The organism is Micromonospora coerulea (genome assembly GCF_016598485.1).
GTDB classification, from domain to species: Bacteria; Actinomycetota; Actinomycetes; order Mycobacteriales; family Micromonosporaceae; genus Micromonospora; species Micromonospora coerulea.
Map to the genome: position 1 here is coordinate 97,839 of NZ_JAEMUW010000014.1, position 25,020 is coordinate 122,858.

Annotated in this window: 25 protein-coding genes and 3 tRNA genes; 20 read left to right on the forward strand and 8 right to left on the reverse strand. The window is 74.8% G+C overall.

Annotated features, from left to right (window positions below):
• The first annotated feature begins 15 nt into the window (after positions 1-15).
• From I8N68_RS19060 to I8N68_RS19090, 7 genes are all read left to right on the forward strand, one after another.
• Complete coding sequence (locus tag I8N68_RS19060) at positions 16-1,065, forward strand: AAA family ATPase (protein WP_200211722.1); 1,050 nt, start codon at positions 16-18, stop codon at positions 1,063-1,065.
• Positions 1,062-2,123 carry a DUF58 domain-containing protein gene (locus I8N68_RS19065; RefSeq protein WP_200211728.1) on the forward strand — a complete coding sequence of 354 codons (1,062 nt, stop codon included), beginning with the start codon at positions 1,062-1,064 and terminating at the stop codon, positions 2,121-2,123. The genes I8N68_RS19060 and I8N68_RS19065 overlap by 4 nt, the downstream gene beginning before the upstream one ends.
• A complete protein-coding gene (locus I8N68_RS19070) occupies positions 2,120-3,079 on the forward strand; it encodes a VWA domain-containing protein (RefSeq protein WP_200211740.1) in 960 nt (319 codons plus the stop codon). The genes I8N68_RS19065 and I8N68_RS19070 overlap by 4 nt, the downstream gene beginning before the upstream one ends.
• A 52-nt stretch (positions 3,080-3,131) precedes the next feature.
• Positions 3,132-3,989, forward strand: coding sequence for a S1C family serine protease (locus tag I8N68_RS19075; protein ID WP_200211746.1), 858 nt, complete (start codon positions 3,132-3,134; stop codon positions 3,987-3,989).
• 121 nt (positions 3,990-4,110) lie between these two features.
• Positions 4,111-4,413, forward strand: a complete 303-nt coding sequence (locus I8N68_RS19080) for a hypothetical protein (protein WP_200211749.1) — start codon at positions 4,111-4,113, stop codon at positions 4,411-4,413.
• Between the two features lie 9 nt (positions 4,414-4,422).
• Complete coding sequence (gene arfB / locus I8N68_RS19085; protein ID WP_200211755.1) at positions 4,423-4,848, forward strand: alternative ribosome rescue aminoacyl-tRNA hydrolase ArfB; 426 nt, start codon at positions 4,423-4,425, stop codon at positions 4,846-4,848.
• A gap of 49 nt (positions 4,849-4,897) precedes the next feature.
• Positions 4,898-5,473 (forward strand): GNAT family N-acetyltransferase, encoded by a 576-nt coding sequence (locus I8N68_RS19090; protein ID WP_200211762.1) that lies wholly within the window; start codon positions 4,898-4,900, stop codon positions 5,471-5,473.
• Positions 5,474-5,510: 37 nt separating this feature from the next.
• Here I8N68_RS19090 and I8N68_RS19095 read toward each other — a convergent pair whose 3' ends face one another.
• A complete protein-coding gene (locus tag I8N68_RS19095; RefSeq protein ID WP_200211768.1) occupies positions 5,511-6,377 on the reverse strand; it encodes a 3-methyladenine DNA glycosylase in 867 nt (288 codons plus the stop codon).
• Positions 6,378-6,411: 34 nt separating this feature from the next.
• Positions 6,412-7,779: a hypothetical protein gene (locus I8N68_RS19100; RefSeq protein ID WP_200211769.1), complete on the reverse strand. Its 1,368-nt coding sequence runs from the start codon at positions 7,777-7,779 to the stop codon at positions 6,412-6,414.
• 179 nt (positions 7,780-7,958) lie between these two features.
• On the opposite strand from I8N68_RS19100, the gene I8N68_RS19105 reads away from it, so the two are divergent.
• From I8N68_RS19105 to I8N68_RS19120, 4 genes are all read left to right on the forward strand, one after another.
• The gene (locus I8N68_RS19105) at positions 7,959-8,762 is read left to right on the forward strand and encodes a fumarylacetoacetate hydrolase family protein (RefSeq protein ID WP_200211775.1); all 804 of its coding nucleotides are present in this window, start codon (positions 7,959-7,961) and stop codon (positions 8,760-8,762) included.
• Positions 8,763-8,868: 106 nt separating this feature from the next.
• A tRNA-Gln gene (locus tag I8N68_RS19110) sits at positions 8,869-8,940 on the forward strand.
• Between the two features lie 88 nt (positions 8,941-9,028).
• A tRNA-Glu gene (locus I8N68_RS19115) sits at positions 9,029-9,101 on the forward strand.
• A 163-nt stretch (positions 9,102-9,264) separates the two neighbouring features.
• A tRNA-Glu gene (locus I8N68_RS19120) sits at positions 9,265-9,340 on the forward strand.
• A 56-nt stretch (positions 9,341-9,396) separates the two neighbouring features.
• Here the strand turns inward: I8N68_RS19120 and I8N68_RS19125 are convergent.
• Positions 9,397-10,083 (reverse strand): IclR family transcriptional regulator, encoded by a 687-nt coding sequence (locus I8N68_RS19125; protein ID WP_013284529.1) that lies wholly within the window; start codon positions 10,081-10,083, stop codon positions 9,397-9,399.
• A gap of 49 nt (positions 10,084-10,132) precedes the next feature.
• Here I8N68_RS19125 and leuC point away from each other — a divergent pair, with 49 nt between their 5' ends.
• The 4 genes from leuC (at position 10,133) to I8N68_RS19145 (ending at position 15,184) form a co-directional block, all read left to right on the forward strand.
• Entirely contained in the window at positions 10,133-11,578 is a 1,446-nt protein-coding gene (gene leuC / locus I8N68_RS19130; RefSeq protein ID WP_200211781.1) for a 3-isopropylmalate dehydratase large subunit, read from the forward strand.
• 17 nt (positions 11,579-11,595) lie between these two features.
• A complete protein-coding gene (leuD, locus tag I8N68_RS19135) occupies positions 11,596-12,183 on the forward strand; it encodes a 3-isopropylmalate dehydratase small subunit (protein WP_200211787.1) in 588 nt (195 codons plus the stop codon).
• Between the two features lie 172 nt (positions 12,184-12,355).
• Complete coding sequence (locus tag I8N68_RS19140; protein WP_200211794.1) at positions 12,356-13,012, forward strand: HU family DNA-binding protein; 657 nt, start codon at positions 12,356-12,358, stop codon at positions 13,010-13,012.
• A 162-nt stretch (positions 13,013-13,174) separates the two neighbouring features.
• On the forward strand, positions 13,175-15,184 hold the full coding sequence (locus tag I8N68_RS19145; protein ID WP_200211808.1) for an endonuclease/exonuclease/phosphatase family protein: 2,010 nt from the start codon (positions 13,175-13,177) through the stop codon (positions 15,182-15,184).
• A gap of 25 nt (positions 15,185-15,209) precedes the next feature.
• Here I8N68_RS19145 and I8N68_RS19150 read toward each other — a convergent pair whose 3' ends face one another.
• The 4 genes from I8N68_RS19150 to cofC are packed head-to-tail and all read right to left on the reverse strand — an operon-like array spanning position 15,210 to position 19,374.
• Complete coding sequence (locus I8N68_RS19150; RefSeq protein WP_200211810.1) at positions 15,210-16,088, reverse strand: NUDIX hydrolase; 879 nt, start codon at positions 16,086-16,088, stop codon at positions 15,210-15,212.
• Between the two features lie 40 nt (positions 16,089-16,128).
• Complete coding sequence (locus I8N68_RS19155; RefSeq protein WP_200211813.1) at positions 16,129-18,453, reverse strand: RNA degradosome polyphosphate kinase; 2,325 nt, start codon at positions 18,451-18,453, stop codon at positions 16,129-16,131.
• 53 nt (positions 18,454-18,506) lie between these two features.
• Complete coding sequence (locus I8N68_RS19160) at positions 18,507-18,704, reverse strand: cold-shock protein (protein ID WP_200211814.1); 198 nt, start codon at positions 18,702-18,704, stop codon at positions 18,507-18,509.
• A gap of 22 nt (positions 18,705-18,726) precedes the next feature.
• Positions 18,727-19,374, reverse strand: a complete 648-nt coding sequence (gene cofC, locus I8N68_RS19165) for a 2-phospho-L-lactate guanylyltransferase (protein WP_200211818.1) — start codon at positions 19,372-19,374, stop codon at positions 18,727-18,729.
• Positions 19,375-19,486: 112 nt separating this feature from the next.
• On the opposite strand from cofC, the gene I8N68_RS19170 reads away from it, so the two are divergent.
• The 5 genes from I8N68_RS19170 (at position 19,487) to I8N68_RS19190 (ending at position 24,736) form a co-directional block, all read left to right on the forward strand.
• A complete protein-coding gene (locus I8N68_RS19170) occupies positions 19,487-20,212 on the forward strand; it encodes a lysophospholipid acyltransferase family protein (protein ID WP_200211820.1) in 726 nt (241 codons plus the stop codon).
• A 2-nt stretch (positions 20,213-20,214) separates the two neighbouring features.
• Positions 20,215-21,222 (forward strand): NAD(P)H-dependent glycerol-3-phosphate dehydrogenase, encoded by a 1,008-nt coding sequence (locus tag I8N68_RS19175; protein WP_200211983.1) that lies wholly within the window; start codon positions 20,215-20,217, stop codon positions 21,220-21,222.
• A gap of 7 nt (positions 21,223-21,229) precedes the next feature.
• Positions 21,230-22,393: a cystathionine gamma-lyase gene (locus I8N68_RS19180; protein ID WP_200211822.1), complete on the forward strand. Its 1,164-nt coding sequence runs from the start codon at positions 21,230-21,232 to the stop codon at positions 22,391-22,393.
• A gap of 151 nt (positions 22,394-22,544) precedes the next feature.
• Positions 22,545-23,336: a putative protein N(5)-glutamine methyltransferase gene (locus I8N68_RS19185; RefSeq protein ID WP_200211824.1), complete on the forward strand. Its 792-nt coding sequence runs from the start codon at positions 22,545-22,547 to the stop codon at positions 23,334-23,336.
• Between the two features lie 347 nt (positions 23,337-23,683).
• Positions 23,684-24,736 (forward strand): ROK family protein, encoded by a 1,053-nt coding sequence (locus tag I8N68_RS19190; protein ID WP_200211826.1) that lies wholly within the window; start codon positions 23,684-23,686, stop codon positions 24,734-24,736.
• Between the two features lie 93 nt (positions 24,737-24,829).
• Here I8N68_RS19190 and I8N68_RS19195 read toward each other — a convergent pair whose 3' ends face one another.
• On the reverse strand, positions 24,830-25,015 hold the full coding sequence (locus I8N68_RS19195; RefSeq protein ID WP_200211828.1) for a DUF397 domain-containing protein: 186 nt from the start codon (positions 25,013-25,015) through the stop codon (positions 24,830-24,832).
• Positions 25,016-25,020 lie beyond the last annotated feature (5 nt).

A 25,020-nucleotide genomic window follows, 5' to 3' on the forward strand; every position in this document is an offset into this window, starting at 1 on the left:
CGGGAAGCAAGCACCGTGACGGACATCTCGGACACCCTGGCCAGCGTGCCCAGCCCGGTCGATGCCGACGCGAGCGGCGTCGAGCTGGACCAGACCCTCTTCGAGGTCAAACGCGTGATCGTCGGGCAGGATCGGCTCGTCGACCGCCTGCTCACCGCCCTGATCGCCGACGGCCACTGCCTGCTGGAGGGCGTGCCCGGGGTGGCGAAGACGCTCGCCGTGCAGACCCTGGCCCGGGTCGTCGGCGGCACCTTCTCCCGGATCCAGTTCACCCCCGACCTGGTCCCCTCCGACATCGTCGGCACCCGGATCTACCGCGCCTCGACCGAGAACTTCGACGTCGAGCTCGGACCGATCATGGCCAACATGGTCCTCGCCGACGAGATCAACCGGGCGCCGGCCAAGGTGCAGTCCGCCCTGCTGGAGGCGATGGCCGAGCGGCAGGTCTCCATCGGCGGGCGGAGCTGGCCCGTCCCCGATCCGTTCCTGGTGCTGGCCACCCAGAACCCGATCGAGTCGGAGGGCGTCTACCAGCTCCCCGAGGCGCAGCGCGACCGGTTCCTGATGAAGATCGTCGTCGACTACCCGAGCGACGCCGACGAGCTGGCCATCCTCTACCGGATGAGCACCGACCGGCCGAGCCCCCGGCAGGTGCTCGACCCGGCCCGGCTGAGCGAGTTGCAGCGGCGCGCCGAGCACGTCTTCGTGCACCATGCCATTGCCGAGTACGTCGTCCGGCTCATCCTCGCCACCCGGGATCCCGGCCGCTTCGGGCTGCCCGAGATCGCGCCGCTGCTGGCGTACGGGGCGAGCCCGCGGGCCACCCTCGGCCTGGTCGCCGCCGCCCGGGCCCAGGCCCTGCTCCACGGCCGGGAGTACGTGCTCCCGGAGGACGTCCGGGAGCTGGCGGTGGACGTGCTCGCCCACCGGCTGGTGCTCTCCTTCGACGCGGTCGCCGACGGGGTGTCGGCCGAGACGGTGGTGCGCCGGCTGGTGGAGGCCGTGCCGCCGCCCCGGATCGCCACCGGTCACCCCGAGGCGGCGCCCGACCTGGCGGCGGCATGAGACGCCGCCCCGCGCCGCCCCGACCGGCCGAACCCGGCCTGGCCGACCTCGCCCCCGACCAGCGGCTGCGCCGCCTGGAACTGACCGTCACCCGCCGCCTCGACGGGCTGCTGCACGGGCAGCACCGGGGCCTGCTGCCCGGTCCCGGCAGCGAGATCGCGGGGAGTCGGGAGTACCGCCCCGGCGAGGACGAGGTCCGCCGGATGGACTGGGCGGTCACCGCCCGGACCACCGTCCCGCACGTCCGCGAGGTCGACGCCGACCGCGAGCTGACCACCTGGCTGCTGGTGGACGCCAGCCCGAGCATGGAGTACGGCACCGCCACGCTGGACAAGCGGGAACTCGCGGTGGCCGCCGTCGCCGCGGTCGGCTTCCTCACCGCCGGCGTCGGCAACCGCCTCGGCGCGCAGGTGCTCACCCCGGACGGCCTGCGCCGCTTCCCGCCCCGCAGCGGGCGGATCCACCTGCTGGGGCTGCTGCGCGCCCTGCTGGCCGCCCCGCGCATCGGCGGGTACGACGAGGAGACCGCCCCGGGGCGACAACTCCCGCTCGGCGCGTCTGACGCCGCGCCGCGACCTGGCGCCGTCGTGGTGCCGGCGACGCTGGCCGACGGGCTGGACGGCGTGCAGCGGGTGGCGCACCGGCGTGGCCTGGTGGTGGTGGTCTCCGACTTCCTCGACGGGCTGCCCGACCACCCGGACGGCGCCCCGCACTGGGAGGCCACCCTGCGCCGGCTTTCCGTCCGGCACCAGGTGCTCGCCGTCGAGGTGACCGACCCGCGCGAGCTGGAGCTGCCGGACGTCGGCCTGATCACGCTGGTCGACCCGGAGACCGGGCGGCGCCGCGAGGTGTGGACCGGCGACCGGGCCCTGCGCGAGCGGTACGCGGAGGCCGCCGCCGCCCAGCGGGACCAGGTCCGGCAGGCGCTGCGCCGGTCCGGGGCGACCCACCTGGCGCTGCGGACCGACCGGGACTGGAGCGCCGACATCGTGCGCCACGTGCACGCCCAGCGCCGGCTGGCCGCCGCCCCGGCCGCGGCCCGGGGAGGTGCCGCGTGACCTGGCAGTCACCCGCCCGGCTCTGGCTGCTGCTCGGCGTGGCCGCGCTCGTCGTCGGCTACCTGATGATGCAGCGCCGGCAGAGCCGGTACGCGGTCCGCTTCACCAACCTGCGCCTGCTGGACCGGGTCGCGCCGCAGCGGCCGGCCTGGCGCCGGCACGTGCCGGCGGGCCTCTTCCTCGCCATGCTCGCGCTGCTGGTGGTCGGTTTCGCCCGGCCCAGCGCCGAGGTACGGGTGCCCCGGGAACGGGCCACGGTGATGGTCGCCGTGGACGTCTCCACGTCGATGCTCGCCAACGACGTGGACCCGGACCGGCTGAGCGCGGCGAAGGAGGCCGCCCGGCGCTTCGTCGACGGCCTGCCGGACGAGTTCAACGTGGGTCTCGTCGCCTTCGCCGGCAGCGCGGCGGTGCTGGTGCCGCCGAGCACCGACCGGGCGGCGCTGCACGAGGGCGTCGATCGGCTGAACGAGGGGATCACCGGGGTCCAGGGCACCGCGATCGGGGAGGCGATCAGCACCTCGCTGGGCGCGGTGAAGAGCCTGGACAGCAATGCGGCGAAGAACCCGCCGCCGGCCCGGATCATCCTGCTCTCCGACGGGGCGAACACCTCCGGCACGGACCCGCTGGAGGCCGCCGCGCAGGCGGTCGCGGCGAAGGTGCCGGTGCACACCATCTCGTTCGGCACGCCGACCGGTTCGGTCGACCGGGGCGGCCGCGCGATCCAGGTGCCGGTGGACGGGCAGAGCCTGAAGGCGGTCGCCGAGCAGACCGGCGGCGGTTTCCACGAGGCGTCCACCAGCGCCGAGCTGCGGGCCGTCTACGAGGACATCGGCACCTCGGTCGGCTACCGCACGGAGCGGCAGGACATCTCCGCCCGCTTCATCGGCCTCGGACTGGTCTTCGCCATGGGCGCCGCGGCCGGATCGCTGCGGTGGTTCTCCCGCCTGCCCTGATCGCGGCACGGACACCTGCTGACCCGCCGTACGACACGTGAGGAGCGCACGGATGGCAGTGCAGACCGGACTGGGGGAGCCACGCGGTCCCTGGTTCATCTCGCCGGACCTAGATCCGGACGGGCGCGGACGCTGGGACGTACCGGGATCGCACCTGGATCCGGGGCGACAGCGCCGGCCCGGCCGGTGGCTGACCGCGCTGGCGGTGGTGGCTCTCTCCACCGTCTCCGGCGCGGCGGCCGGCGGGTGGGTGGCCGGCCGGGACGTCCCCGGACCCGCCGCCGCCTCGGCGGCCCCGGTCCCGGCGGAGCTGGTCACCGCGGCCCAGAAGACCGTGCCTGGGGTGGTTTCGGTGATGGCCGGCGGCGCCGCCGGGTCGTCCGCCACCGGCTCCGGCTTCGCCATCGACGATCAACAGCACATCGTCACCAACGACCACATCCTGGCCCGGGGTGGGGGACCGGTGACGGTGGAGCTGCCGGACGGCCGGCGGTTCACCGCCGAGGTGATCGGGCGGGAGCCGCGCAGCGACCTGGCGGTGCTCAAGGTGCCCGCGTCGGCGGGGCTGGCGCCGCTGCCGCTGGCGAAGCCGAACTCCGTGCGGGTGGGCGAGCCGGTGCTCGCGGTGGGCTCCCCGCTGGGGCTGGCCGGCACGGTCACCGCGGGCATCGTCAGCGCGCTGAACCGGCAGGTGCGGATCGGCCCCGGCCGGCACACCGCGGTGCAGACCGACGCGTCGATCAACCCGGGCAACTCCGGCGGTCCGTTGGTCAACGCCCGCGGTGAGGTGGTCGGGGTGAACACGGCCATCGCCACCATCGACGGCAACGGCTCGATCGGCATCGGGTTCGCCATCCCGATCGACCAGGTCCAGCAGACCGCGGACACCATCATCGGCAAGGGCGGCTGACGCGCCCGCGGCCCGAGCTGCGGCGACGCCCGCCGGTGGTCCGGATCGGAGAACTGTCGGATATCCGGCCTGGGACCATCGGGGCATGGAAATATTACGCTGAGTATGGATACTGGCGTGGGTGGAGCAAGCTGTCATCGCGGCCCTCCTGCTGGTGGGCCTGCTGATCGGGTGCGGAGTCGGCGCGACGTATGCCCGCGCGAAGCGCGGCTGGACGGACTACCGCACCATCAAGAACTCGGTGCCGGGCGCCCGCCGTACCGCCTGGCTGGCGGTGCGTGCGGTGGTCATCAAGGTCGGCGTGATCGCGCTGCTGCTCGTCGGCGCCGCGGCGTACGCGGCCACCACCGCCGACCGTGAGCGGGCCAGCCCAGGGCCCACGCCAACCGTGACCCCCGCCCCGACCCGTACCGCCGGGCGCTAGCCTCGGGGGGTGGACGACGGACTGCGGGTGACCGACCGGCTGGTGGTCCCCAGCGCCGAGCTGCGGGAGCGGTTCTCCCGTTCCTCCGGCCCCGGCGGTCAGGGCGTGAACACCACGGACTCGCGGGTGGAGCTCAGTTTCGACCTGGCCGCCTCGCCCAGCCTCCCCGAGTCGCTGCGGGGCCGGGCGCTGGAACGGCTGGCCGGCCGGCTGGTCGACGGGGTGCTCACCGTCGCGGCCAGCGAGCACCGGGCGCAGCTGGCGAACCGGGAGGCGGCCCGGGAGCGGATGGTCGCCCTGCTGCGGGAGGCGATCGCCCCGCCACCGAAGCCGCGCCGCCCGACCCGCCCGTCGCGGGGGGCGAAGGAACGCCGCCTGGCGGAGAAGAAGCGGCAGTCCCAGCGCAAGCGCGACCGCCGGGTCGACGGCGACTGACCGGAGAAACCGGTTGAGGGCGGTCCCGCCGCCGCCGACAATTCGCCGCGTGAGCGCCGATTTCTCCGTCAAGCCCACCCTCACCGGCGACCGGGTGCTGCTGCGCCCCTTCGTCGACCGCGACGTGGCCGCCTTCCAGGCCGCGCTGGCCGACCCGGAGGTGGTCCGGCTCACCGGCAGTCCGGCGGTCGAGGGCGTCGACCCGGGGCGGCTGCGGGCCTGGTACGGCACCCGCAACGCGCAGCCCGACCGGCTCGACCTGGCGGTGGTCGACCGGGCCACCGGGGCCTGCGTCGGCGAGGTGGTCCTCAACGAGTGGGACGGCCACAACCGCAGCTGCAACTTCCGGACCCTGATCGGCCCGGCCGGGCGCGACCGCGGGCTCGGCACGGAGGCCGTCCGGCTGGTCGTCGGGTACGGCTTCGACCGGCTCGGTCTGCACCGGATCTCGCTGGAGGTGTTCGCCGTCAACCCGCGCGCCCGCCGGGTCTACGAGAAGGTCGGTTTCGTCGCCGAGGGGACGCTGCGGCAGGTGCTGCGCGACGGGGACGACTGGGTCGACGCCACCGTGATGTCGATCCTCGCCCCCGAGTGGGCGCTCCACCGCGGTCACCCGCAGGGCTGACCGCTGCGGGCTCGGAACGCGCCGAGCCGCCCGCCGCTCAGTCGAGCGCGGCCAGCAGCCGGGCCCGCAGCACGGCGGCCCGCTCGGCGAAACCGCGCTGCGCGGCGGCGTACTCGGCGCGGCCCTCCGGGGTCTCCACCCGCACCGCCGGGTACCCCAGGTCGGCCAGGTCGTACGGGCTGGCCCGCATGTCCAGCGTGCGGATCTCCCGGGCCAGCGCGAAGCAGTCGGCCACCAACTCGCTCGGCACCAGCGGGGAAAGCTTGTACGACCACTTGTACAGGTCCATGTTGGCGTGCAGGCAGCCCGGTTGCTCCAGGGCGTGCTGGCTCTCCCGGTTCGGGGTGAGCAGGTTCAGCGGCCGGGCCGGCGCCGTGAAGAACCGGAACGCGTCGAAGTGGCTGCACCGCACACCCCGTTCCTCGACGACGGCGGCGGTCGCGGCCGGGCTCAGGCGCAGCGGCCAGGCGTTGTGGCGCACCTCGTCCTGGGTCTGCCGGTAGACCATCGCCCACTCGTGCATGCCGAAGCAGCCGAGGTGGGCCGGGCGGCTCGCGGTCGCCGCCAGCAGCGACCGGATCCAGTCCACCGACTCGGCGCGGCGCGCGCGGACCGCCTCGGTGTCGAGGGTGAGTCCGGCGGCGGTGGCGTGGTAGTCGCGGCCGAACTCGGCCGGGTCCGCGTCGCGCAGCACCACCCCGGCGCCCGGATGCCAGCGGCGCAGCTGGGCGGGGCGGTGCGAGTAGTAGGTGAAGAGGAAGTCCTCCACCGGGTGCTTCACGCCGCCGCGTCGGCGGGCCAGGTGGGGCGCGAGCCAGGCGTCCACCCGATCCTCGTGCGCCCGCCGGCGGGCCCGCCAATCGGCCACGTCGAGCGTGGCGGCGGGGGCGAGGGCGGCGGTCACGGACCCCAGGGTACGACCGCCGCCCGAGCGCCGGTCAGGGCACGTCCACCCGGACCCCGGCGGAGAAGACCCCGCTGCGCAGCTCCAACTGCTTCGGCGGCTGGCTGCCCTGCACCGTGAAGACCAGCGGCAGCACCACCCGGCTGCCCGCCGCCACCGGGTGGGCGAAGACGTCCCGCCCGAGGTTGGCCACCCGGGTGGCGTTCTCGTCGGTGCTGACCCAGTTGCCGCCCGGCAGGTACGCCCGTTGCAGCTGCCCGTGCCAGGTCTGCTCCTCCGGGGTGAGGTTGCGCACCCCGACGGTGGCCTGGCACTGGCGCCCGCCGGACGCCCCGGCCACCACCTCGGCGGCGGTCGCGCAGGCGACCCGGTAGACGGTGAACTCGAACGCCGACTCGCGCAGCGGCACGCCCACCGCGCCGGTGACGCTGCGGCCCGTCCAGGCGCCGCTGGTCGGCTGCTTGGTCGTGTCGATCGCGGCAACCCGCTGGGTGGCCGTCCAGGCCGCCGCGCCGACCACGCCGGCCAGCACCGCCGCCGCCACCCCCACCATCAGCCAGATCGGCGGGGTGCGGCGCCGGGCCCCGGCCGGCGCGGGCAGCGCCGCGCGCGGGTAGATCGTCCCCGGCCCCGCCGGGCGACCGGTCGCCGCCGGGCCACCGGTCCGGGCCGGCGCCGGTCCGCCCGGCGCCACCCCCGGGCGCCGGCGGCGGCGTTGCCACCACCACCAGAGCGCGCCGCCGGTGACCACCAGGAGGGCGGCCAGCGCCGCCAGCAGCACCGGCGGTCGGCGCCACACGGGCGCGGCGGTCACCTTCGCCGTCGGTACGGTGCTCGCCGTCCAGGTGGCGGTGGCGCAGTCGTACGGCCGGGTCCCGTCCGTGCCGTACGCGCAGGCCGGCGCCGTCACCGGGCGGCCCGGCGCGGTCATGGCGAGCGCGGTGTTCAACGTGGTGGTGCTCCGCGCCGGCAGCCGCAGCCGCCAGGTCACCTCGCCCGCGGCGGACGCCCCGATCGGGCGGCTGGCCCGCCCACCGGCGGTGACGGTGGTCGCGGACATGCCGGCCGGCAGTTCCTGCCGCACGGTGGTCTCGATCATGCTGTTCCCGGCGTTGCGCACGTCGATCCGGTAGGCCGGCGCCGGCGTGCCCGCCGGTGCGACCTGGACGGTGACCGGTGGCGCCGACTGCCGGACCGGCGCCGCCGAGGTCGGCGGCACCGCGGGTGGCGCCGCCGGCATCCCGCTGGCGGCCGGTGCGGCTTGCGCCGGTCCCGGCGGCGGTGCGGCGGGCGCGGCGGCCGCCCGGGGCGCCGTCGCGGGCAGCGCCGGTACGGCGGCGAGGAGGCCGAGGCAGTTCACGATCACTGCGAGGGCTCTGTGGTGTCGTCTCGATGCAGGCATACGAACGAACCTCCGGACCCGAAGCTATGGGTAAGGGCCCGCTGGCCGGGTGCGAAGTCGCCATTCCCGCCCCGCCGGCCCGCCGGCCGCGTACCCTGCCCCCGGTGCCGTCCGCTCCGGCGACGTGCCGCTGGTCGCACGTGGCGTGCCCTGGCCGCGGTCGGGGCTAGATTGGCGGGGTGCGTATCGCTCGTTTTGCTCATGCCAAGGGAATGTCGTTCGGTGCCGTCGAGGGCGAGCCGGAGGCCGGGCCGCAGGGCCTGACCATCGCCGAGATCGAGGGGCACCCGTTCGGCCAGGTCAAGTTCTCCGGTGCCCGTTGGGCGCTCTCCGACGTCCGGCTGCTCTCGCCGATCCTGCCCAGCAAGGTGGTCTGTGTCGGCCGCAACTACGCCGAGCACGCCGCCGAGCACGGCAGCGAGGTGCCCAAGGAGCCGCTGTTGTTCCTGAAGCCGTCCACGTCGGTGATCGGGCCGCGCGACGCGATCCGGCTGCCGATCTTCTCCAAGCAGGTCGAACACGAGGCGGAGCTGGCCGTGGTGATCGGCGCTCCGGGCGCCCGCCGCGCCGACCGGGCCGCCGCCGAGCGGGCCATCTTCGGCTACACCTGCGCCAACGACGTCACCGCGCGGGACCTCCAGCGCGCCGACGGGCAGTGGACCCGGGCCAAGGGCTTCGACTCGTTCTGCCCGATCGGGCCGTGGATCACCACCGACCTGGACGTCTCCGACCTGGAGATCCGGTGTGAGGTCGGTCGCAACCCCGACGAGATGGAGGTACGCCAGCTCGGCCGGACCAAGGACATGGTCTTCGACGTGCCGGCCCTGGTGTCGTACATCTCGCACGTGATGACGCTGCTTCCCGGCGACGTGGTGCTGACCGGCACCCCGGCGGGGGTTAGCCCGCTCACCGAGGGGGATACGGTGACCGTGCGGATCGAGGGGATCGGCGAGCTCACCAACCCGGTGGTGCCGGTCGCCTGATCGCACCGGCGCCTCGTTTCCGCAGGTCACGGGCGGTTCGGGGGGTTGGATTTGGCCCGTCGGCACCGGGAGGGTAAAGTTCATTCCCGGCACCGCAAGGGGCCAATGGGGTATGGGGTAATTGGCAGCCCGACTGATTCTGGTTCAGTTAGTCTAGGTTCGAGTCCTGGTACCCCAGCGCAGCCGCGGATTCGCGAGAATCCCGGTCGCTGGACTCTGATAGAGTGCAGCTTCCTCGCTTCCAGAGCGGGGAAGCACGAAGTTCTGGCCCCGTCGTCTAGTGGCCCAGGACGCCGCCCTCTCAAGGCGGTAGCGCCGGTTCGAATCCGGTCGGGGCTACAGCGCTGACAGCCCGTCCCACCTCGGTGGGGCGGGCTTCTTCATGTCCGGGCCGCCGGTTTTCCGTGATCCTGCTGCCCACCCCGTCTTCGTCGCCGCCAGTCGGTGCCGCTAGACTACTGCCGCACCGCTCGTCAGGGCGGTGAAGCAGGAAAAAGTGCCTGGCCCCGTCGTCTAGTGGCCCAGGACGCCGCCCTCTCAAGGCGGTAGCGCCGGTTCGAATCCGGTCGGGGCTACCACGGAAACGGCCCGCCTCGCCCCGCGAGGCGGGCCGTTCTGCGTCCAAGAGGAGGGGTCAGAGGCCGGAGAGGCGTTGGCCGGCTCTGACGACGGCCATGGCGTGGCGTTCGCCGGGGCGGCGGCCCAGCCGTTCGATGGGGCCGGAGATGCTGATCGCGGCGATCACCCGACCGGTCCGGTCGCGGATCGGCGCCGAGACGCTCGCCACCCCGGCCTCCCGCTCGGCGACGCTCTGCGCCCAGCCGCGCCGGCGTACCTCGGCGAGGGTGCGGCCGGTGAACTTGGAGCGGGGCAGCAGTGGCATGACCGCCTCCGGCGGTTCCCAGGCGAGCAGGATCTGCGCGGCCGAGCCCGCCGTCATCGGCAGCACCGAGCCCACCGGCACGGTGTCCCGCAGGCCGCTGGCCCGCTCGGCGGCGGCCACGCAGATCCGCTCGTCGGCCCGGCGCAGGTAGAGCTGGGCGCTCTCGCCGGTGGCGTCACGCAGCGCGGCGAGCAGTGGCTCGGCCGCGGTCAGCAGGACGTCCGGCGCGGCGTTGGCCAGCTCGCCGAGCCGGGGGCCCGGGCGCCAACGCCCCTGGGTGTCCCGGACCAGCATCCGGTGGATCTCCAGCGCCTGCGCGAGTCGGTGCGCGGTGGCCCGGGGCAGCTTGGTGCGTTCAACGAGTTCGGCCAGGCTGGCGCCGTCGACGCAGGCGGCCAGGATGACCACCGCCTTGTCGAGAACGCCGACACCGCTCATACTGTGTCCCACAAGCCGAAACTTACCTCCCAGAATTTAGGATGTCCAGATGGTGGGAGTCACTCCTGAGCCGAGGACCCTGGCCGAGAAGGTCTGGGACGCGCACGTCGTACGATCCGCCGCCGGCGAGCCGGATCTGCTCTTCATCGACCTGCACCTCCTCCACGAGGTCACCAGCCCGCAGGCCTTCGACGGGCTGCGGCTGGCCGGCCGCCCGGTCCGCCGTACCGATCTGACGATCGCGACCGAGGACCACAACACGCCGACCGGATACGCCGACCCGGCGTTCCGCTCCCGGCGCGGCGACCTGCTCACCATCGCCGACCCCACCTCGCGCACGCAGATCGAGACGCTGCGCCGCAACTGCGCCGAGTTCGGCGTCCGGCTGCACCCGCTGGGCGACGAGAACCAGGGCATCGTGCACGTCATCGGCCCGCAGCTCGGCCTCACCCAGCCCGGCATGACGATCGTCTGTGGCGATTCGCACACCGCCACCCACGGCGCGTTCGGCGCGCTCGCCTTCGGCATCGGCACCAGCGAGGTGGAGCACGTGCTGGCCACCCAGACGCTGCCGCAGGCCCGGCCGAAGACCATGGCGGTGACCGTTACCGGCGAGCTCGGCCCCGGGGTCACCGCGAAGGACCTGGTGCTCGCGCTGATCGCGCAGGTGGGCACCGGCGGGGGGCGCGGCCACATCGTGGAGTACCGGGGCGAGGCGATCCGGGACCTCTCCATGGAGGGGCGGATGACCATCGCCAACATGTCCATCGAGTGGGGTGCCAAGGCCGGCATGATCGCGCCGGACGAGACCACCTTCGCGTACCTGAAGGGCCGGCCGAACGCGCCGCAGGGCGCGGACTGGGACGCGGCGGTCGAGTACTGGCGGACGCTGCCCACCGACGAGGGCGCCGCCTTCGACGCCGAGGTGACCCTGGACGCGAGCCGGATCACCCCGTTCGTCACCTGGGGCACCAACCCCGGCCAGGGCGCGCCGCTGGGCGCCGCGGTGCCGGACCCGGAGGAGTTCGTCGCCGAGTCGGAGCGGGCCGCCGCCCGCCGGGCCCTGGTGTACATGGGCCTGGCGCCGGGCACGCCGCTGCGCGACCTGGCGGTGGATGTGGTCTTCGTCGGCTCCTGCACCAACGGTCGGCTGGAGGACCTGCGGGCCGCCGCCGACGTGCTGCGCGGGCACAAGGTGGCCGGCGGCGTACGGATGCTGGTGGTGCCCGGCTCCGCCGCGGTGCGCGAGGCGGCCGAGGCGGAGGGGCTGGACAAGGTCTTCACCGACGCCGGTGCCGAGTGGCGCTTCGCGGGCTGCTCGATGTGCCTCGGCATGAATCCCGACACCCTCTCCCCGGGCCAGCGCTCGGCCTCCACCTCGAACCGCAACTTCGAGGGCCGCCAGGGCCGGGGCGGGCGTACCCACCTGGTGTCCCCGCCGGTCGCCGCCGCCACCGCCGTGGTCGGCCGGCTGGCCGCCCCCGCCGACCTGTAGAAGGGCAGCTGCTCGCGATGGACAAGTTCACCACCCACACCGGCACCGCCGTACCGCTGCGCCGTTCCAACGTGGACACCGACCAGATCATCCCCGCCGTGTACCTCAAGCGGGTGACCCGGACCGGCTTCGCGGACGGGCTCTTCAACGCGTGGCGGGAGGACTCGGCATTCGTGCTCAACGATCCCGTCCATTCCGGGGCGTCGATTCTGATCGCCGGCCCGGAGTTCGGCACCGGCTCCTCCCGGGAACACGCGGTCTGGGCGCTGCGGGACTGGGGCTTCCGGGCCGTGATCTCGCCCCGCTTCGGTGACATCTTCCGGGGCAACGCGCTGAAGGAAGGCCTCCTTCCGGTGGAGCTGGAATTGAAAGCCGTCGAGGCGCTCTGGGATCTGGTGGAATCCGACCCGACCACCCCGGTCACGGTCGACCTCGCCGCCCGCCAGGTGCGCGCCGGGGATGCCACCTGGGCCTTCCCGATGGACGACCACAGTCGTTGGCGGCTGATGGAGGGCTTGGATGACATTGGACTCACCCTCCGCCACGAGGCTGAGATCAGTGCCTTCGAGGCGTCCCGTCCGTCGTTCCTCCCGTCGGTGGCATAGCCGTACGCCGGATCCCACATCGGTTTTCGCCCCCACCGGCCCGGCCGGTGGGGGCGAATCCGTTACGACACAAGGGCTTTTTTCCACCGAATGTTTGTGTCCCGGCAGCACAGGGCATACCGTGCGCGCAGAATGGCTCGCGTCGAGTCAGTTGCACAATCGGGAGGAAGTCGTGAACAAGGCCGAGCTCATCGAGGCGCTCGCCGTTCGCCTGGGGGACCGGAAGACGGCGACGGCCGCGCTCGACGCGGTCCTCACTGAGGTCCAGGCGGCGGTCACCAAGGGCGAAAAAGTGGCGATCACCGGATTCGGAGCGTTCGAAAAGCGCATCCGGGGTGCCCGAACAGCGCGCAACCCGCGGACCGGCGAGGCGGTGAAGGTCAAGAAGACCTCCGTCCCGACCTTCCGCCCCGGCGCCGGCTTCAAGGAGATGGTGGCCAGCGGCAAGGCGCCGAAGGCCGTGGGCGCCGCCGCCAAGAAGACCACCACGGCCGCCGCCAAGACCACCGGCGCCAGGGCGACCGGGGCCAAGGCGGCCGCCGCCAAGACCGCCGGCGCCAGGGCGACCGCGAAGAAGACCGCCGCGGCGAAGAAGACCGCGGCCACGAAGACCACCGCGGCGAAGGCCGCCAAGACGACCGCGGCCACCAAGAAGGCCGCCCCGGCGAAGAAGGCCGCCGCGCCGACCAAGACCGCCGCGGCCAAGAAGACCGCGGCGACGAAGAAGGCCGCGCCGGCCAAGAAGACCACCGCCGCCAGCAAGAGCACGGCGGCCAAGAAGGCGCCCGCGAAGAAGGCTCCGGCCAAGAAGGCGGCCGCCAAGCGCTGACCGGCCCACCCGAAAGGGCGCCCACCGTCGTGGTGGGCGCCCTTTTCGCATACGACCACACCGCCACCGCCACCGCCACCGCCACCGCCGTTGACCGGCGGCCCGGATCGCACGCACAATCGCCGTGCCGAACACCCCCGTCGGTCACGAAGAGAGGCGCCGGTGCGCCACCGTCACCGCACCACCGCCGCGTTCGCCCTCGGCGTCGTGCTCCTGCTGGACGTGCTGCGCGTCTGGCTGCCGTCGATCATCACCATCTTCGGGCAGGCCGCCACGACCCCCGCCGAACTGCTCGGGGCCTTCGCCGTCGGCTGGTTCGTCCTCGCCCTCGCCGCCCCCGCCCTGGTACGCCGGCTCGGCGCCCGCCCGGTCGGCCTGTTCGCCGCCGGCGCACTGGCCGGCGCGCGGCTCGCCCTGACCGCCGCACCGGGCGGTCGGCTCCAACTCTGGCTGGCCTGCGCCGGTCTGCTCGCCGGTCTGGTCTGGCTCGCGGCGACCGCCGCCGCGGTGACCCGGCCGGTACCGGGGCTGGCGCTCGGCCTGGCCGCCAACGCCGTCGGTCACGCCCTGCTCGGCACCGAGGACCTGGTCTGGCGCGGCGGCTGGCCCGGGTGGACGCTCAGCGTCCTGCTGGCCGGGGCTTTCCTGGCCACGCAGGCCGGGCTGGCAGCCGGGACTTCTGCGCCGGCGCAGGCCAGGGCGGCAGCGGGGGCCTGGCTCGCCGGGCAGGGCCGTTCGGCGGCCGGGGCGGCGGGGCGCTCCGGCGGTGCGCCGGCCTGGTTGCTGGTGGGTCCGGCGGTGCTGATCGCCGGGCAGCTGGCGCTCTCCCCGGCGCTGTGGACCGCCGCCACCTCCTACCGCCACGGGTCACCCGACTTCCCCGGGCTGGGTCTGCCGCCGCAGCACGTTCCGGCCCTGCCGGAGCTCGCGGTCGGGCTGTTCCTGGTGGCGACGTTCACCCGGCCGCCGAGGTGGCTGGCCCGGTGGCTGTGGCCGGCCGCGCTCGTGGCCGGGGCGGCGCTGTTCGCCGCCGACCGGGCGGGCTGGTTGGCGCCGGCGATCCTGCTCACCGCGGCCGGTCTCGGCGGCTGCCTCGCCCTCGCCGACGCGGTCCCGGAAACCGGTGCCGCCAGCCGCGCTGACGTCGGCGCCGCCGATGGCGGGACCGGCGCGGGGGACCGGTCGCCGGGCGCCGGGCGGCGCGGTTACGCCGCGGTCGGCGGGATGCTCGCCTTCGCCGTCGCCTCGGTCGCCTACTACGCGGCCTACGACCTCGGCTACCCGAACGGCGCGGTGCCGGTGGGCTTGGCGCTGCTCGTCGGCGTGGTCGCCGTGGCCGGACCCCCCGCCGCCGCGCCCGCTCTCCGTGGCGCCGCACTGGCGTGGACGACGATCGGGCTGATGCTGCTCACCGCGCTGGCCGGCGGGATCCACCGCCCGGTGCGGGCGACCGAGCGCCGGGACGTGGCGCCGGGCGACGTTCGCCTGGTGGCGTACAACATCCGGATGGGCTTCGGGCTGGACGGGCGGCTCGACCTCGCCGGACTGACCCGGGCGATCGAGGGCAGCCGGCCGGACGTGGTGGTGCTCAGCGAGGTGGACCGGGGCTGGCTGCTCAACGGCGGCCACGACACCCTCGCCCTGCTGGCCCGGCGGCTGCACCTGCCGTACGTCTTCGCGCCCGCCGCCGACCCCGTGTGGGGCGACGCGGTGCTCAGCCGCTTCCCGCCGCGGGCCGCCGAGTCCTGGCCGCTGCCGGCCGTCGGCGCGCCGACCGGGGCGCAGGCCCTCGGGGTGACGCTCGACCTCGGCGGCGGCGTCCCGCTCGTCGTCGTCGCCACCCACCTGCAACCCCCGCCCGGTCAGGGCCCGGTGACCCAGGCCCGGGCGGTGGCCGCCTTCGCCACCCGGTACGCCGCCGGCCGTCCACTGGTGCTCGCCGGCGACCTGAACACCCAGCCGGGCGACCCGGCGTTCGCCGAGTTCACCGGGGCCGGCCTGGCCGACGCGCTCGCCCCGGCCCGACCCCTGCCGACCAGTCCGGCAGACGACCCCCGCGAGCAGATCGACCACGTCTTCGTCTCGCCGGGCGTCCGCACGGCCGGGGTGGCGGCGCCGCGGACCACCGCCAGCGACCACCTGCCGGTCGCGGTCACCCTGACCCTGCCCTGACCCGCGCCGCCGCCGTGCGGCCCGGCTACAGCCGGTCGGCGGCGAGCAGGCGGTCGCCGGCGAAGGCGAGCAGCCAGCCCCCGCCCTTCGGGGTGGTGAAGTCGTCGGCCCGTCCGGTCAGCCGCTCCAGGGCCCCCGGCAGCACCTTGCCCTGGCTGCACACCGCCACCGAGCCCTCGGCGGCCAGCGCCGTCAACCGGGCGGCGGCGGCCAGCGCGCACTCGTCCTGCTGCTGACCGGGTTTCGGCTCGTCGAAGTCGCCGGCCACCTCGATCGGCAGGTCCAGCAGGGCGGCGGCCGGGTCCAGGGTCTGCACGCACCGGCGGGCCGAGGCGGAGAGCAGCCGTGCCGGGCGGACCAGGGCCACCAGCTCGGCCAGCGCCTGCGCCTGGGCCCACCCGGTGGCGTCCAGCGGCCGGCCGGTGTCCGGCCCGGACCAGGTGCCCCGCTTGCCGGCGTGCGCGTGCCGGACCAGCAGCACCGTGCCGGTCACCGGTGGCAGCGCCGCGAACGCGCCGAGCACCTCCGCGTCGTGCGGGTAGCTGACCAGGCGCGCCGCCTCATCGACCGGGAGCCAGCGCACCCCGTCGACCTCGGTGTCCGGCTGGAAACCGCCGACGGCGGCGGCCCGCATCGACCAGTAGTCGACCAGCTTGGACCGGCCCTCGCTGCGGTAGCGCACCGTGGGTAGGCGCACCTGCGGCACGGCCCGTACGTCGCTCTCCTCGGCCACCTCGCGGACGGCCGCCCGCAGCGGGTGCTCGCCGGGTTCCAGCTTGCCCTTGGGCAGTGACCAGTCGCCGTACCGGGGCCGGTGCACGAGGCAGACCTCGACGCCTCGGGCCGCCCGGCGCCAGGCCACTCCGCCCGCGGCCCGGATGCCCACCGGCTCCTCGTCCGTCATCCGCCCACCGTAAGCCCGGCGAATGACCGCCGTGGCCCGCTCAGCCGGCCGTCCCGCCGACCCGCCGCAGCAACAGCTCCTGCAGGTGCGTCAGCGGCGCCTCGCCGGAACCGGTACGCCGGGTCCAGGCGCCGTCCCCGGCCAGCTCGAACGCGTCCACCTCCGGGCTCATCGCGGCGCCCATGACGTGGTCCAGCTCGGCCCGGGCCACCGGGTCACTCACCTGCACCAGCGCCTCCACCCGGCGGTCCAGGTTGCGGTGCATCAGGTCGGCCGAGCCCATCCAGAACTCGGCGTCGCCGTTGTTGCCGAACCGGAAGATCCGCGAGTGCTCCAGGAACCGGCCCAGGATCGAGCGGACCCGGATGTTCTCCGACAGCCCCGGGACCCCGGGCCGCAGCGTGCACATGCCCCGGATCAGCAGGTCGACGTGGACACCCGCGCGGGACGCCCGGTACAGCGCGTCGGTGATCTCCTCGTCGACCAGCGAGTTCACCTTGAACTGCACCAGCCCTGGCACGCCGAGCCGGACGTGGTCGATCTCCCGCTCGATCCGCTCGATCAGCCCGCTGCGGATGCCCTGCGGTGCCACCAGCAGCCGCCGGTAGGCGGTCTGCCGGCTGTACCCGGTCAGCACGTTGAACAGGTCGGTCAGGTCGGCGCCGATCTCCGGGTCGGCGGTCAGCATGCCGAAGTCCTCGTAGAGCCGGGCGGTCTTCGGGTGGTAGTTGCCGGTGCCGATGTGGCAGTAGCGGCGGATCTGGTTGCCCTCCTGGCGTACCACCAGGGCCGTCTTGCAGTGCGTCTTGAGGCCGACCAGGCCGTACACGACGTGGCAGCCGGCGCGTTCCAGGGTGCGCGCCCAGCCGATGTTGGCCACCTCGTCGAAGCGCGCCTTCACCTCGACCAGCACCACCACCTGCTTGCCGGCGGCGGCCGCGTCGACCAGCGCGTCGACGATCGGGGAGTCACCGCTGGTGCGGTAGAGGGTCTGCTTGATGGCCAGCACGTTCGGGTCCGCGGCGGCCTGCTCGATGAAGCGCTGCACGCTGGTCGCGAACGAGTGGTACGGGTGGTGCACCAGCACGTCGCCGTCGCGCAGGGTGGCGAAGACGCTGCGCGGCACCTCGCCCTCGGCCAGCCGGGGATGGGTGGCCGGCACGAACGGCGGGTCCTTCAGGTCGGGACGGTCCGCCTCGCCGTACGCCTGCCAGAGCGCCGAGAGGTCGAGCAGGCCGCGGACCCGCAGCACGTCGTGGTCGTCCATGTCCAGCTCGCGAACGAGCAGTTCCAGCATGTGGTCGGAGATCGAGGCGGCGACCTCCAGTCGCACCGGCGGGCCGAACCGGCGCCGGGCCAGCTCCCGCTCCAGCGCCTGGAGCAGGTCCTCGTCGCGGTCCTCGTCGACCTCGACCTCGGCGTTGCGGGTGACCCGGAACAGGTGGCACTCCACCACCTGCATGCCGGAGAAGAGCTGCCCGAGGTGCACCGAGATGAGGTCCTCCACCGGCAGGAACCGCACCCCCGGCTGGTTCCGCGCCACCCGGACGAACCGGGGCACGTTGTTGGGCACCTTGACCCGGGCGAAGAGCTGGGACCCGCCGTCCGGGTCGCGGACCGACACGGCGAGGTTCAGCGACCGTCCCGAGATGTACGGGAACGGGTGCGCCGGGTCGACGGCGAGCGGGGTGAGCACCGGGAAGATGTGCTCCCGGAACCAGGTGCGCAGCCGCTCCCGCTCCGAATCGTCCAGTTCGCTCCAGCGCAGGATGCGGATGTCCTCGGCGGCCAGCTTCGGCAGCACGTCGTCGACGAAGCAGGCGGCGTGCCGGGCCGCCAGGTCGGCGGTCCGCTCGGCGATCAGCTCCAGCTGGGTGCGCAGCGGCAACCGGTCCCCGCCGCGCACCGGCAGGCCGGCGGAGAGGCGGCGCTTCAGCCCGGCGACCCGCACCATGTAGAACTCGTCCAGGTTGCTGGCGAAGATGGCCAGGAACTTGGCCCGCTCCAGCAGCGGGGTCCGCGGGTCCTCGGCCAGCGCCAGCACCCGGGCGTTGAAGTCCAGCCAGGAGAGCTCCCGGTTGAGGAAGCGGTCCTCGGGCAGCGGCGGCGCCGTCGGCGGCTCCCCGTCGAGGGCGGCGGGTGCGCGGCCGGCGGGCCCGGTGGCCGGGTCGAGCACCTCCTCGAGGCCGGCCGAGGCGGCCGCCCCGCCGCTACCGGCGGAGCCGGGCGTCCGGGACGGGGTCTCCTCCGGGGCGCGGACGGTGCGGAAGCGGCCGTCGGCGTCCCGGGTGCGGGCGCCGTTACGGGGTTCGGCCGGGTCGGTGGCGTGCGGCGGACGGGCGGGGTGCTCGCGAGGGGTGCTCACCTGCTCATAATCACCCGATTCCGGTTAACGCAAAATGAACTTGGCCCGGGTGGTCAGCTCATGGTCGGCAATGTCACCCGGACCACCTCGCCGGTCGCATCGACGTCGATGCGTACCCGCTGGCCGAGTCGGAGCAGCCGCAGCCCGGAGGCGTCGAAGGCGCGGGCGGGAAAGGCCAGCTCGGTGCCGTCGTCGAGGAGCAGCACGCCGCTGCGGGTCGACGCGTCGTAGGTGGCCACCGTGCCCTGCATGCCAGCACCGTACACCGGCGGGTCAGCCCGGGGTCGCGGTCGCGGCCGCCCCGACCAGCGCCGCGGTGCGCGGCCCGAGACCCAGCCGGGCGGCCGCGGCCAGGTCGTCCGCCGTGTCGACGTCCCGGCGCAGGCTGGGCCAGTCTCCGGTCAGCGGCAGCGCGCCGCTGGCCGCGTGCGCGGCCGCCGAGCCCACCCCGAAGCGGGGCTCCAGCGGCACGCCCGCCGGTGCCGCGAGCAGCACCGTGCCGCCCCCGGGGGCGTCGGCCACGAACCGGCGTACCCCCGAGGGCCCGGCCGGCACGGCGGCGAGCGCCGCCGCCAGCTCGGCCGGCCGCAGCGCCGGGAGGTCGGCGGTGAGGCCCGCCACCCGCGCGCGGCGGCCAGCCAGCGCGGCGCCGTGCCGGAACGCGGCGTTCAGCCCGGCATCCGGCGCGTCCGGGACGATCCGGGCGCCGGCGGCGGCCAGCTCGGCGGCCGCCCGGGCGTCGTCGGTCACCACCAGGACCTCGGCCACCGCCGCGCAGGCCAGCACCGCGCGGACCGTGTCGGCCGCCAGGGCCAGCGCCAGCTCCTCATGCGGTACGACCGGCAGCGCCCCCCGCAGGCGGCTCTTCGCCGCCGGGAGACGCTTCACCGGCACCACCACGGTCCAGGTCGGCTCAGCCACGTGACAATCCTGCCAGTCGGGCGGCGGTACCCTCACTGGCCGGACCCGGGCCGAGCAGGCATGATTTCGTCGCGGGACGCGGGCGCGGGTCGGGGCAGGACGAGGAGGCAGGGTGGCACGGCGAAAGCTGGGTTTCTGGCAACGGTTCGCCGTGGCGCTGGTCAAGCCGGTGATGACCGTCTGGACCCGGCGCACCTGGCGGGGAGCGGAGCAGCTGCGCCGCGAGGGCGGGATCATCATCGTGCCCAACCACATCTCGCACGCCGACCCGCTGGTCTCGGCGCACTTCATCTACGACGCCGGGCGATGGCCGCAGTACCTCGGCAAGGCCAGCGTGTTCCGGGTCCCGGTGATCGGCTGGATCCTGCACCGGTGCAGGCAGATCCCGGTGGAGCGCGGCACCGTCGACGCGGTCAAGTCGCTGGACAAGCTGGTCGCCGCCCTGGCCGAGGGCGGCGCAGTGGTGATCTACCCGGAGGGGACGACCACCCGCGAGCCCGAGCTGTGGCCGATGAAGGGGAAGACCGGCGCCGCCCGGCTGGCGCTGGCCACCGGCGCGCCGGTGATCCCGCTGGCGATGTGGGGGCCGGAGCAGCTGTTCGACCCGCGGACCACCCGGTTCGGCCTGCGCCCCCGGATCCCGGTGACCGTCGTCGCCGGCCCGCCGGTCGACCTGACGCCCTGGGCGGGCGCCACGCCGACCCGGGCGGTCCTGGAGGAGATGACCGACGCCATCATGCTGCGGCTGCGCGACCTGGTCGCGGAGATCCGTGGCGGCACACCGCCGCCGCTGTGGGAACGTCCTAACCGTCCGCGTACTCCCGAGGTGACCGAATGAGCATGGGTGGACACGTGGCGGTGCTGGGGGCGGGGTCCTGGGGGACGGCGTTCGCCAAGATCCTTGCCGACGCCGGCCGGGACGTGACGCTCCTGGCCCGGCGGCCGGTGGTGGCCGAGGCGATCCGGTCCCGCCGGCACAACCCGGACTACCTGCCGGACGTGCGGCTGCCCGACCGGGTCACCGCGACCGGGGACGCCGAGGAGGCCATCGCCGGGGCCGAGGTGGTGGTGCTCTCCGTACCGTCGCAGACGCTGCGCGGCAACCTCGCCGAGTGGACCGGCCACCTCGACCCGGACGCCACCCTGGTCTCCCTGATGAAGGGGATCGAGCTGGGCACCACCAAGCGGATGAGCCAGGTCATCACGGAGACCGCCGGGGTGCCCGCCGACCGGGTGGTGGTGGTCTCGGGCCCCAACCTGGCCCCGGAGATCGCCGCCGAGCAGCCCGCCGCCACCGTGGTCGCCGGCACCGACGCCCGCCGTACCGCGCTGGTCCAGTCGTCGATCCGGACGCCCTACTTCCGGCCGTACACCAACGACGACGTGATCGGCTGCGAACTGGGCGGTGCGGTCAAGAACGTGATCGCCCTGGCGTACGGCATCGCCACCGCGATGGGCTTCGGCGACAACACCCGGGCGATGCTGATGACCCGGGGGCTGGCCGAGACCGCCCGGCTGGGCGTGGCGCTCGGGGCCGACCCGATCACCTTCGCCGGCCTGGCCGGGATGGGCGACCTGGTCGCCTCCTGCTCGTCGCCGCTGGCCCGCAACCGCACCTTCGGCGAGCACCTGGGCCGGGGCGAGACGCTGGAGCAGGCCCAGGCGGCCACCCGGCAGACCGCCGAGGGCGTGAAGAGCTGTCTGGCCATCCGGGACCTGGCCCGGGCGCACGGGGTGGAGATGCCGATCACCGAGCAGATCGAGCGGATCTGTCACGAGGGGATGGATCCCCGGCTCGCGGTGGACGCCCTGATGAGCCGGACCGCCAAGCCCGAGTCGTACGAGTGAGGCACGGATGAACGAGTGGGGTGACGGCACCCGCAGCGTGCACGCCGGCCTGCCGGCGCCGACGCCGGGGCAGCCGTTCCTGCCCGGGCCGGTCTTCGCCGCGCCGTACCACCTCGATCCGTGGCAGGGGCCGGCGGCGACGCCCAACGGGTACGGCCGGCCGGACAATCCGACCCGCCGGCTGCTGGAGGCGGCGATCGGGGAGCTGGAGGGCGGCGACTGCCGGGTCTTCGCCAGCGGACAGGCGGCCATCACTGGGCTGCTGCTGGCGCTGCTGCGTCCGGGTGACACCGTGCTGCTGCCCGCCGACGGCTACTTCCCGGTGCGTGCCTTCGCCACCAGCACGCTGGAGGGCATCGGCGTCCGCGTCAGCTTCGTGCCGACCGCCGGCCCGTACCCGTCCTTCACCGGCGTGCGGCTGGTGCTGCTGGAAACCCCGGCGAATCCGGGCCTGGACGTGGCCGACGTGGCGGCGCTGGCCGAGCGGGCACGCGCCGCGGGCGCACTGCTGGCGGTGGACAACACCACCGCCACCCCGCTCGGGCAGCGGCCGCTGGACCTCGGCGCGGACGTCGTGGTCGCCTCCGGTACCAAGGCGCTGACCGGGCATTCCGACCTGCTGCTCGGGTACGTGGCCACCCGCTCGGCCGAGCTGCTGGAGCCGGTGACCACCTGGCGGACCACCACCGGCGGCGTGCCCGGGGCGTTCGACGCCTGGCTGGCCCACCGCTCCCTGGCGACCGTGGACCTGCGCCTGGCCCGGCAGACCGCCAACGCGGCGGCCCTCGCCCGGCTGCTCGCCGGGCGCGCCGACGTGACCGGCCTGCGCTGGCCCGGGCTGCCGGACGACCCGGCGTACCCGATCGCCTCGGTCCAGATGCGACGGATGCCCGGGGTGCTCTCGTTCGACCTGGGCGACGCCGACCGGGTGGCCCGGTTCCTCGACGCGGCCCGGCTGGTCGCCGCCGCCACGTCGTTCGGCGGGCTGCACACCACCGCCGACCGGCGGGCCCAGTGGGGCGACGACACCGGGCCCGGCTTCGTCCGGCTCTCCTGCGGGGTGGAGGACACCGCCGATCTGGTGGCCGACGTCGGCACCGCCCTGGACGCGAGCGCCGGGGAAGGCCCGGCCATGCCGGGCGGCGCCGGGGCACCGGCTGAGCTATCGTGAGCCCGGCCCTGAGCCGTTCCGGCTCGTCCGGGCCCCGACCGGAGGAGGTGAGACCGATCCACCAGACAGGACCGGCGCTCCCCTCCGCGTCCGCGTCGCCGCGACCGTAGGCGACGCCGGGAGCGCCACCGAGCGTTCCCGGAGGCTTCTCATGGCACCATCCCCGTTCTTCCCCGACCGTCCCGCCCTCGTGCGGCGGCTGCGCGCCGCCGGCTGCGTCTACGCCGAGGACGAGGCGGAACTGCTCATCGAGGCGGCCGACTCGGCCGCGGCGCTGGCCGACCTGATCGACCGCCGGGTCGCCGGCCTGCCGCTGGAGCATCTGCTCGGCTGGGCCGAGTTCTGCGGCCTGCGGGTGGCTGTCGATCCCGGCGTCTTCGTCCCCCGGGGTCGCACCGCCCTGCTGGTCGCCGCCGCCGCGGCGGTGGCCGGTCCCGCGCCCGCCGTACTCGACCTCTGCTGCGGTTCCGGCGCCGCCGCGCTGGTGCTGCACGGCCGGCTGACGCCCCGCTGGCTGGCCGCCGCCGACGTCGACCCCGCGGCGGTCGCCTGCGCGCGGCGCAATCTCGCCCCGCTGGGCGTGCCGGTGTTCCAGGGCGACCTGTTCGCGCCGGTGCCGCCGCCCTGGCGCGGCCGGCTCGACCTGGTGGTGGCGAACGCCCCGTACGTGCCGAGCGGCGCGGTGGCGCTGATGCCGGCGGAGGCCCGGTTGCACGAGGCCCCGGTGGCACTCGACGGCGGCCCGGACGGGCTGGCCGTGCTGCGCCGGGTGGCCGCCGGCGCGGTCGAGTGGCTCGCCCCGGGCGGGCACCTGGCGGTGGAGGTCAGCGCCGGTCAGGCGGAGACGCTCTGCGCGGCGTTCAGCGGCCTCGGCCTGGAGCCGACCGTGGTGCACGACGAGGACCTCGACGCCACCGCCGTCACCGCCCGCCGCCCCACCTGAAGCCGCGGCCTCGTCGCCCTGCGGTACAGGCCGCCTCGCCGCCGTCGTGCGGTGCCGGCTGTCCGTCGCCGTCGTGCGGCGCCGGCTGCTCTGCGGGGAGCGGCCGTCCCGACGGCGCCGGCGCGGCGGGAAGTGAGAGGGATGAAGAGCGATATGCCTGAGAGGCATAAATATGACTCTCAGGCATATCGCTCCAGCTGGAGTTCGCCGGCGCCACCGACCCACGGAAGCCGGGCCGAGCTGAGCCGCGCCGGGCCGGCTGAATGCGGCGGGTGGGTGGCCGCGGCATGGCGGGACCGTGAACGTGCAACTAGCCTCAGCTCAGGCTCGGCGGGAGGCGGTGGCGGGTGGGCAGCGCGGGTGTGCCGGTGGTGGTGGGTCTCGACAACGGCGGGACCAGCAACAACGCGACCGTCCTGACCGTCGACGGCCGGTTCCTGGTGGACGGGCTGGTGGAGATACCGAGCGAGGTGCGGGCGGGGCCCGAGGCCGCGATCGAGGCGCTGGCCCGGGCGCTGGACGGGGTGCTGGCGTTGACCGGCGTCCCCCGCGAGCTGGTCAGCGCGGTCGGGCTGGACACTCCGGGCCCGGCGAGCGCCACCGGGGTGATCTCCTCGCGCGGGTCGACGAACTTCTCCCAGCCGGCCTGGCGTGGGTACGACGTGCGCGGCGCGCTGGAGCGCCGGCTCGGCCTCCCGGTGATCTACCACAACGACGGCAACGCGGCCGCCCTCTACGCCCACCACGTGCACTTCGGCGCGGACGCGCTGCGCCGCTCCTCGGTCGCCGCCATCGTCGGCACCGGGCTCGGCGGTGGGGTGGTGGAGAGCGGGCGGGTGGTCGCCGGCGCGGCCGGGATGGCGGGTGAGTTCGGGCACGTGCACATCCCGCTGGACGGGCTCGTCGCGCCCGGTCAGCCGGTCCCGGTCTGCGCCTGCGGCTTCGTCGGGGACGCGGAGAGCGTCGCCTCGCTGACCGCGATCGAGCGGAACCTGCTGCCGTACTGGCTGGGCCGCTACCCGGGGCACCCGCTGGCGGCCGTGGAACCGGGCCGGGCGGCGAAGCTCGTCCGCGGGTACGGCGAGCGCGGTGACGCACTGGCCCGGCAGGTCTTCACCCAGCAGGCGATGGCGTTGGGCCGGCTCTTCACCATCGCGGCGAACTTCACCGACCCGCACGCGTACTTCGTCGGCGGTGGGGTGGTGGAGGCGGCCCCGGAGTTTCGCGACTGGTTCCTCGCCACGGTCGCCGAGCACACCGTGCTTCGCGAGGAGCAGGCCGCCGTGGCCACCTTCGCCCTGGTGCCGGACCGGGACATGGCCGGCGCGCGCGGGGTGGCGATCGCGGCGCTGGAGACCCTGCGCGCCGGGTCGCCGGTCGGCCCGGTGGTCGCCGGCTGACCGCCCGGCGCCCCGGCGCGACCAGCGGCCCGGGCCGGCCGGACCGGCTCGGCCGGAGGCCGGCGGGTGGTGTCAGTCGCGGAGTGGCGGGTGTCAGTCGCGGGGTGGCGCCCCGGTGAAGGCGGCCCAGGCGGCGGGGGAGAAGACCAGGGTCGGGCCGGTCGGGTCCTTCGAGTCGCGGACCGCCACGGCGGTCGCCAGGACGGCCATCTCGACGCAGGCGCCCTCGTCACCGCTGTGGCTGCTCTTGCGCCAGCGGGGGCTGTTCGTGGAACGCATCGGCT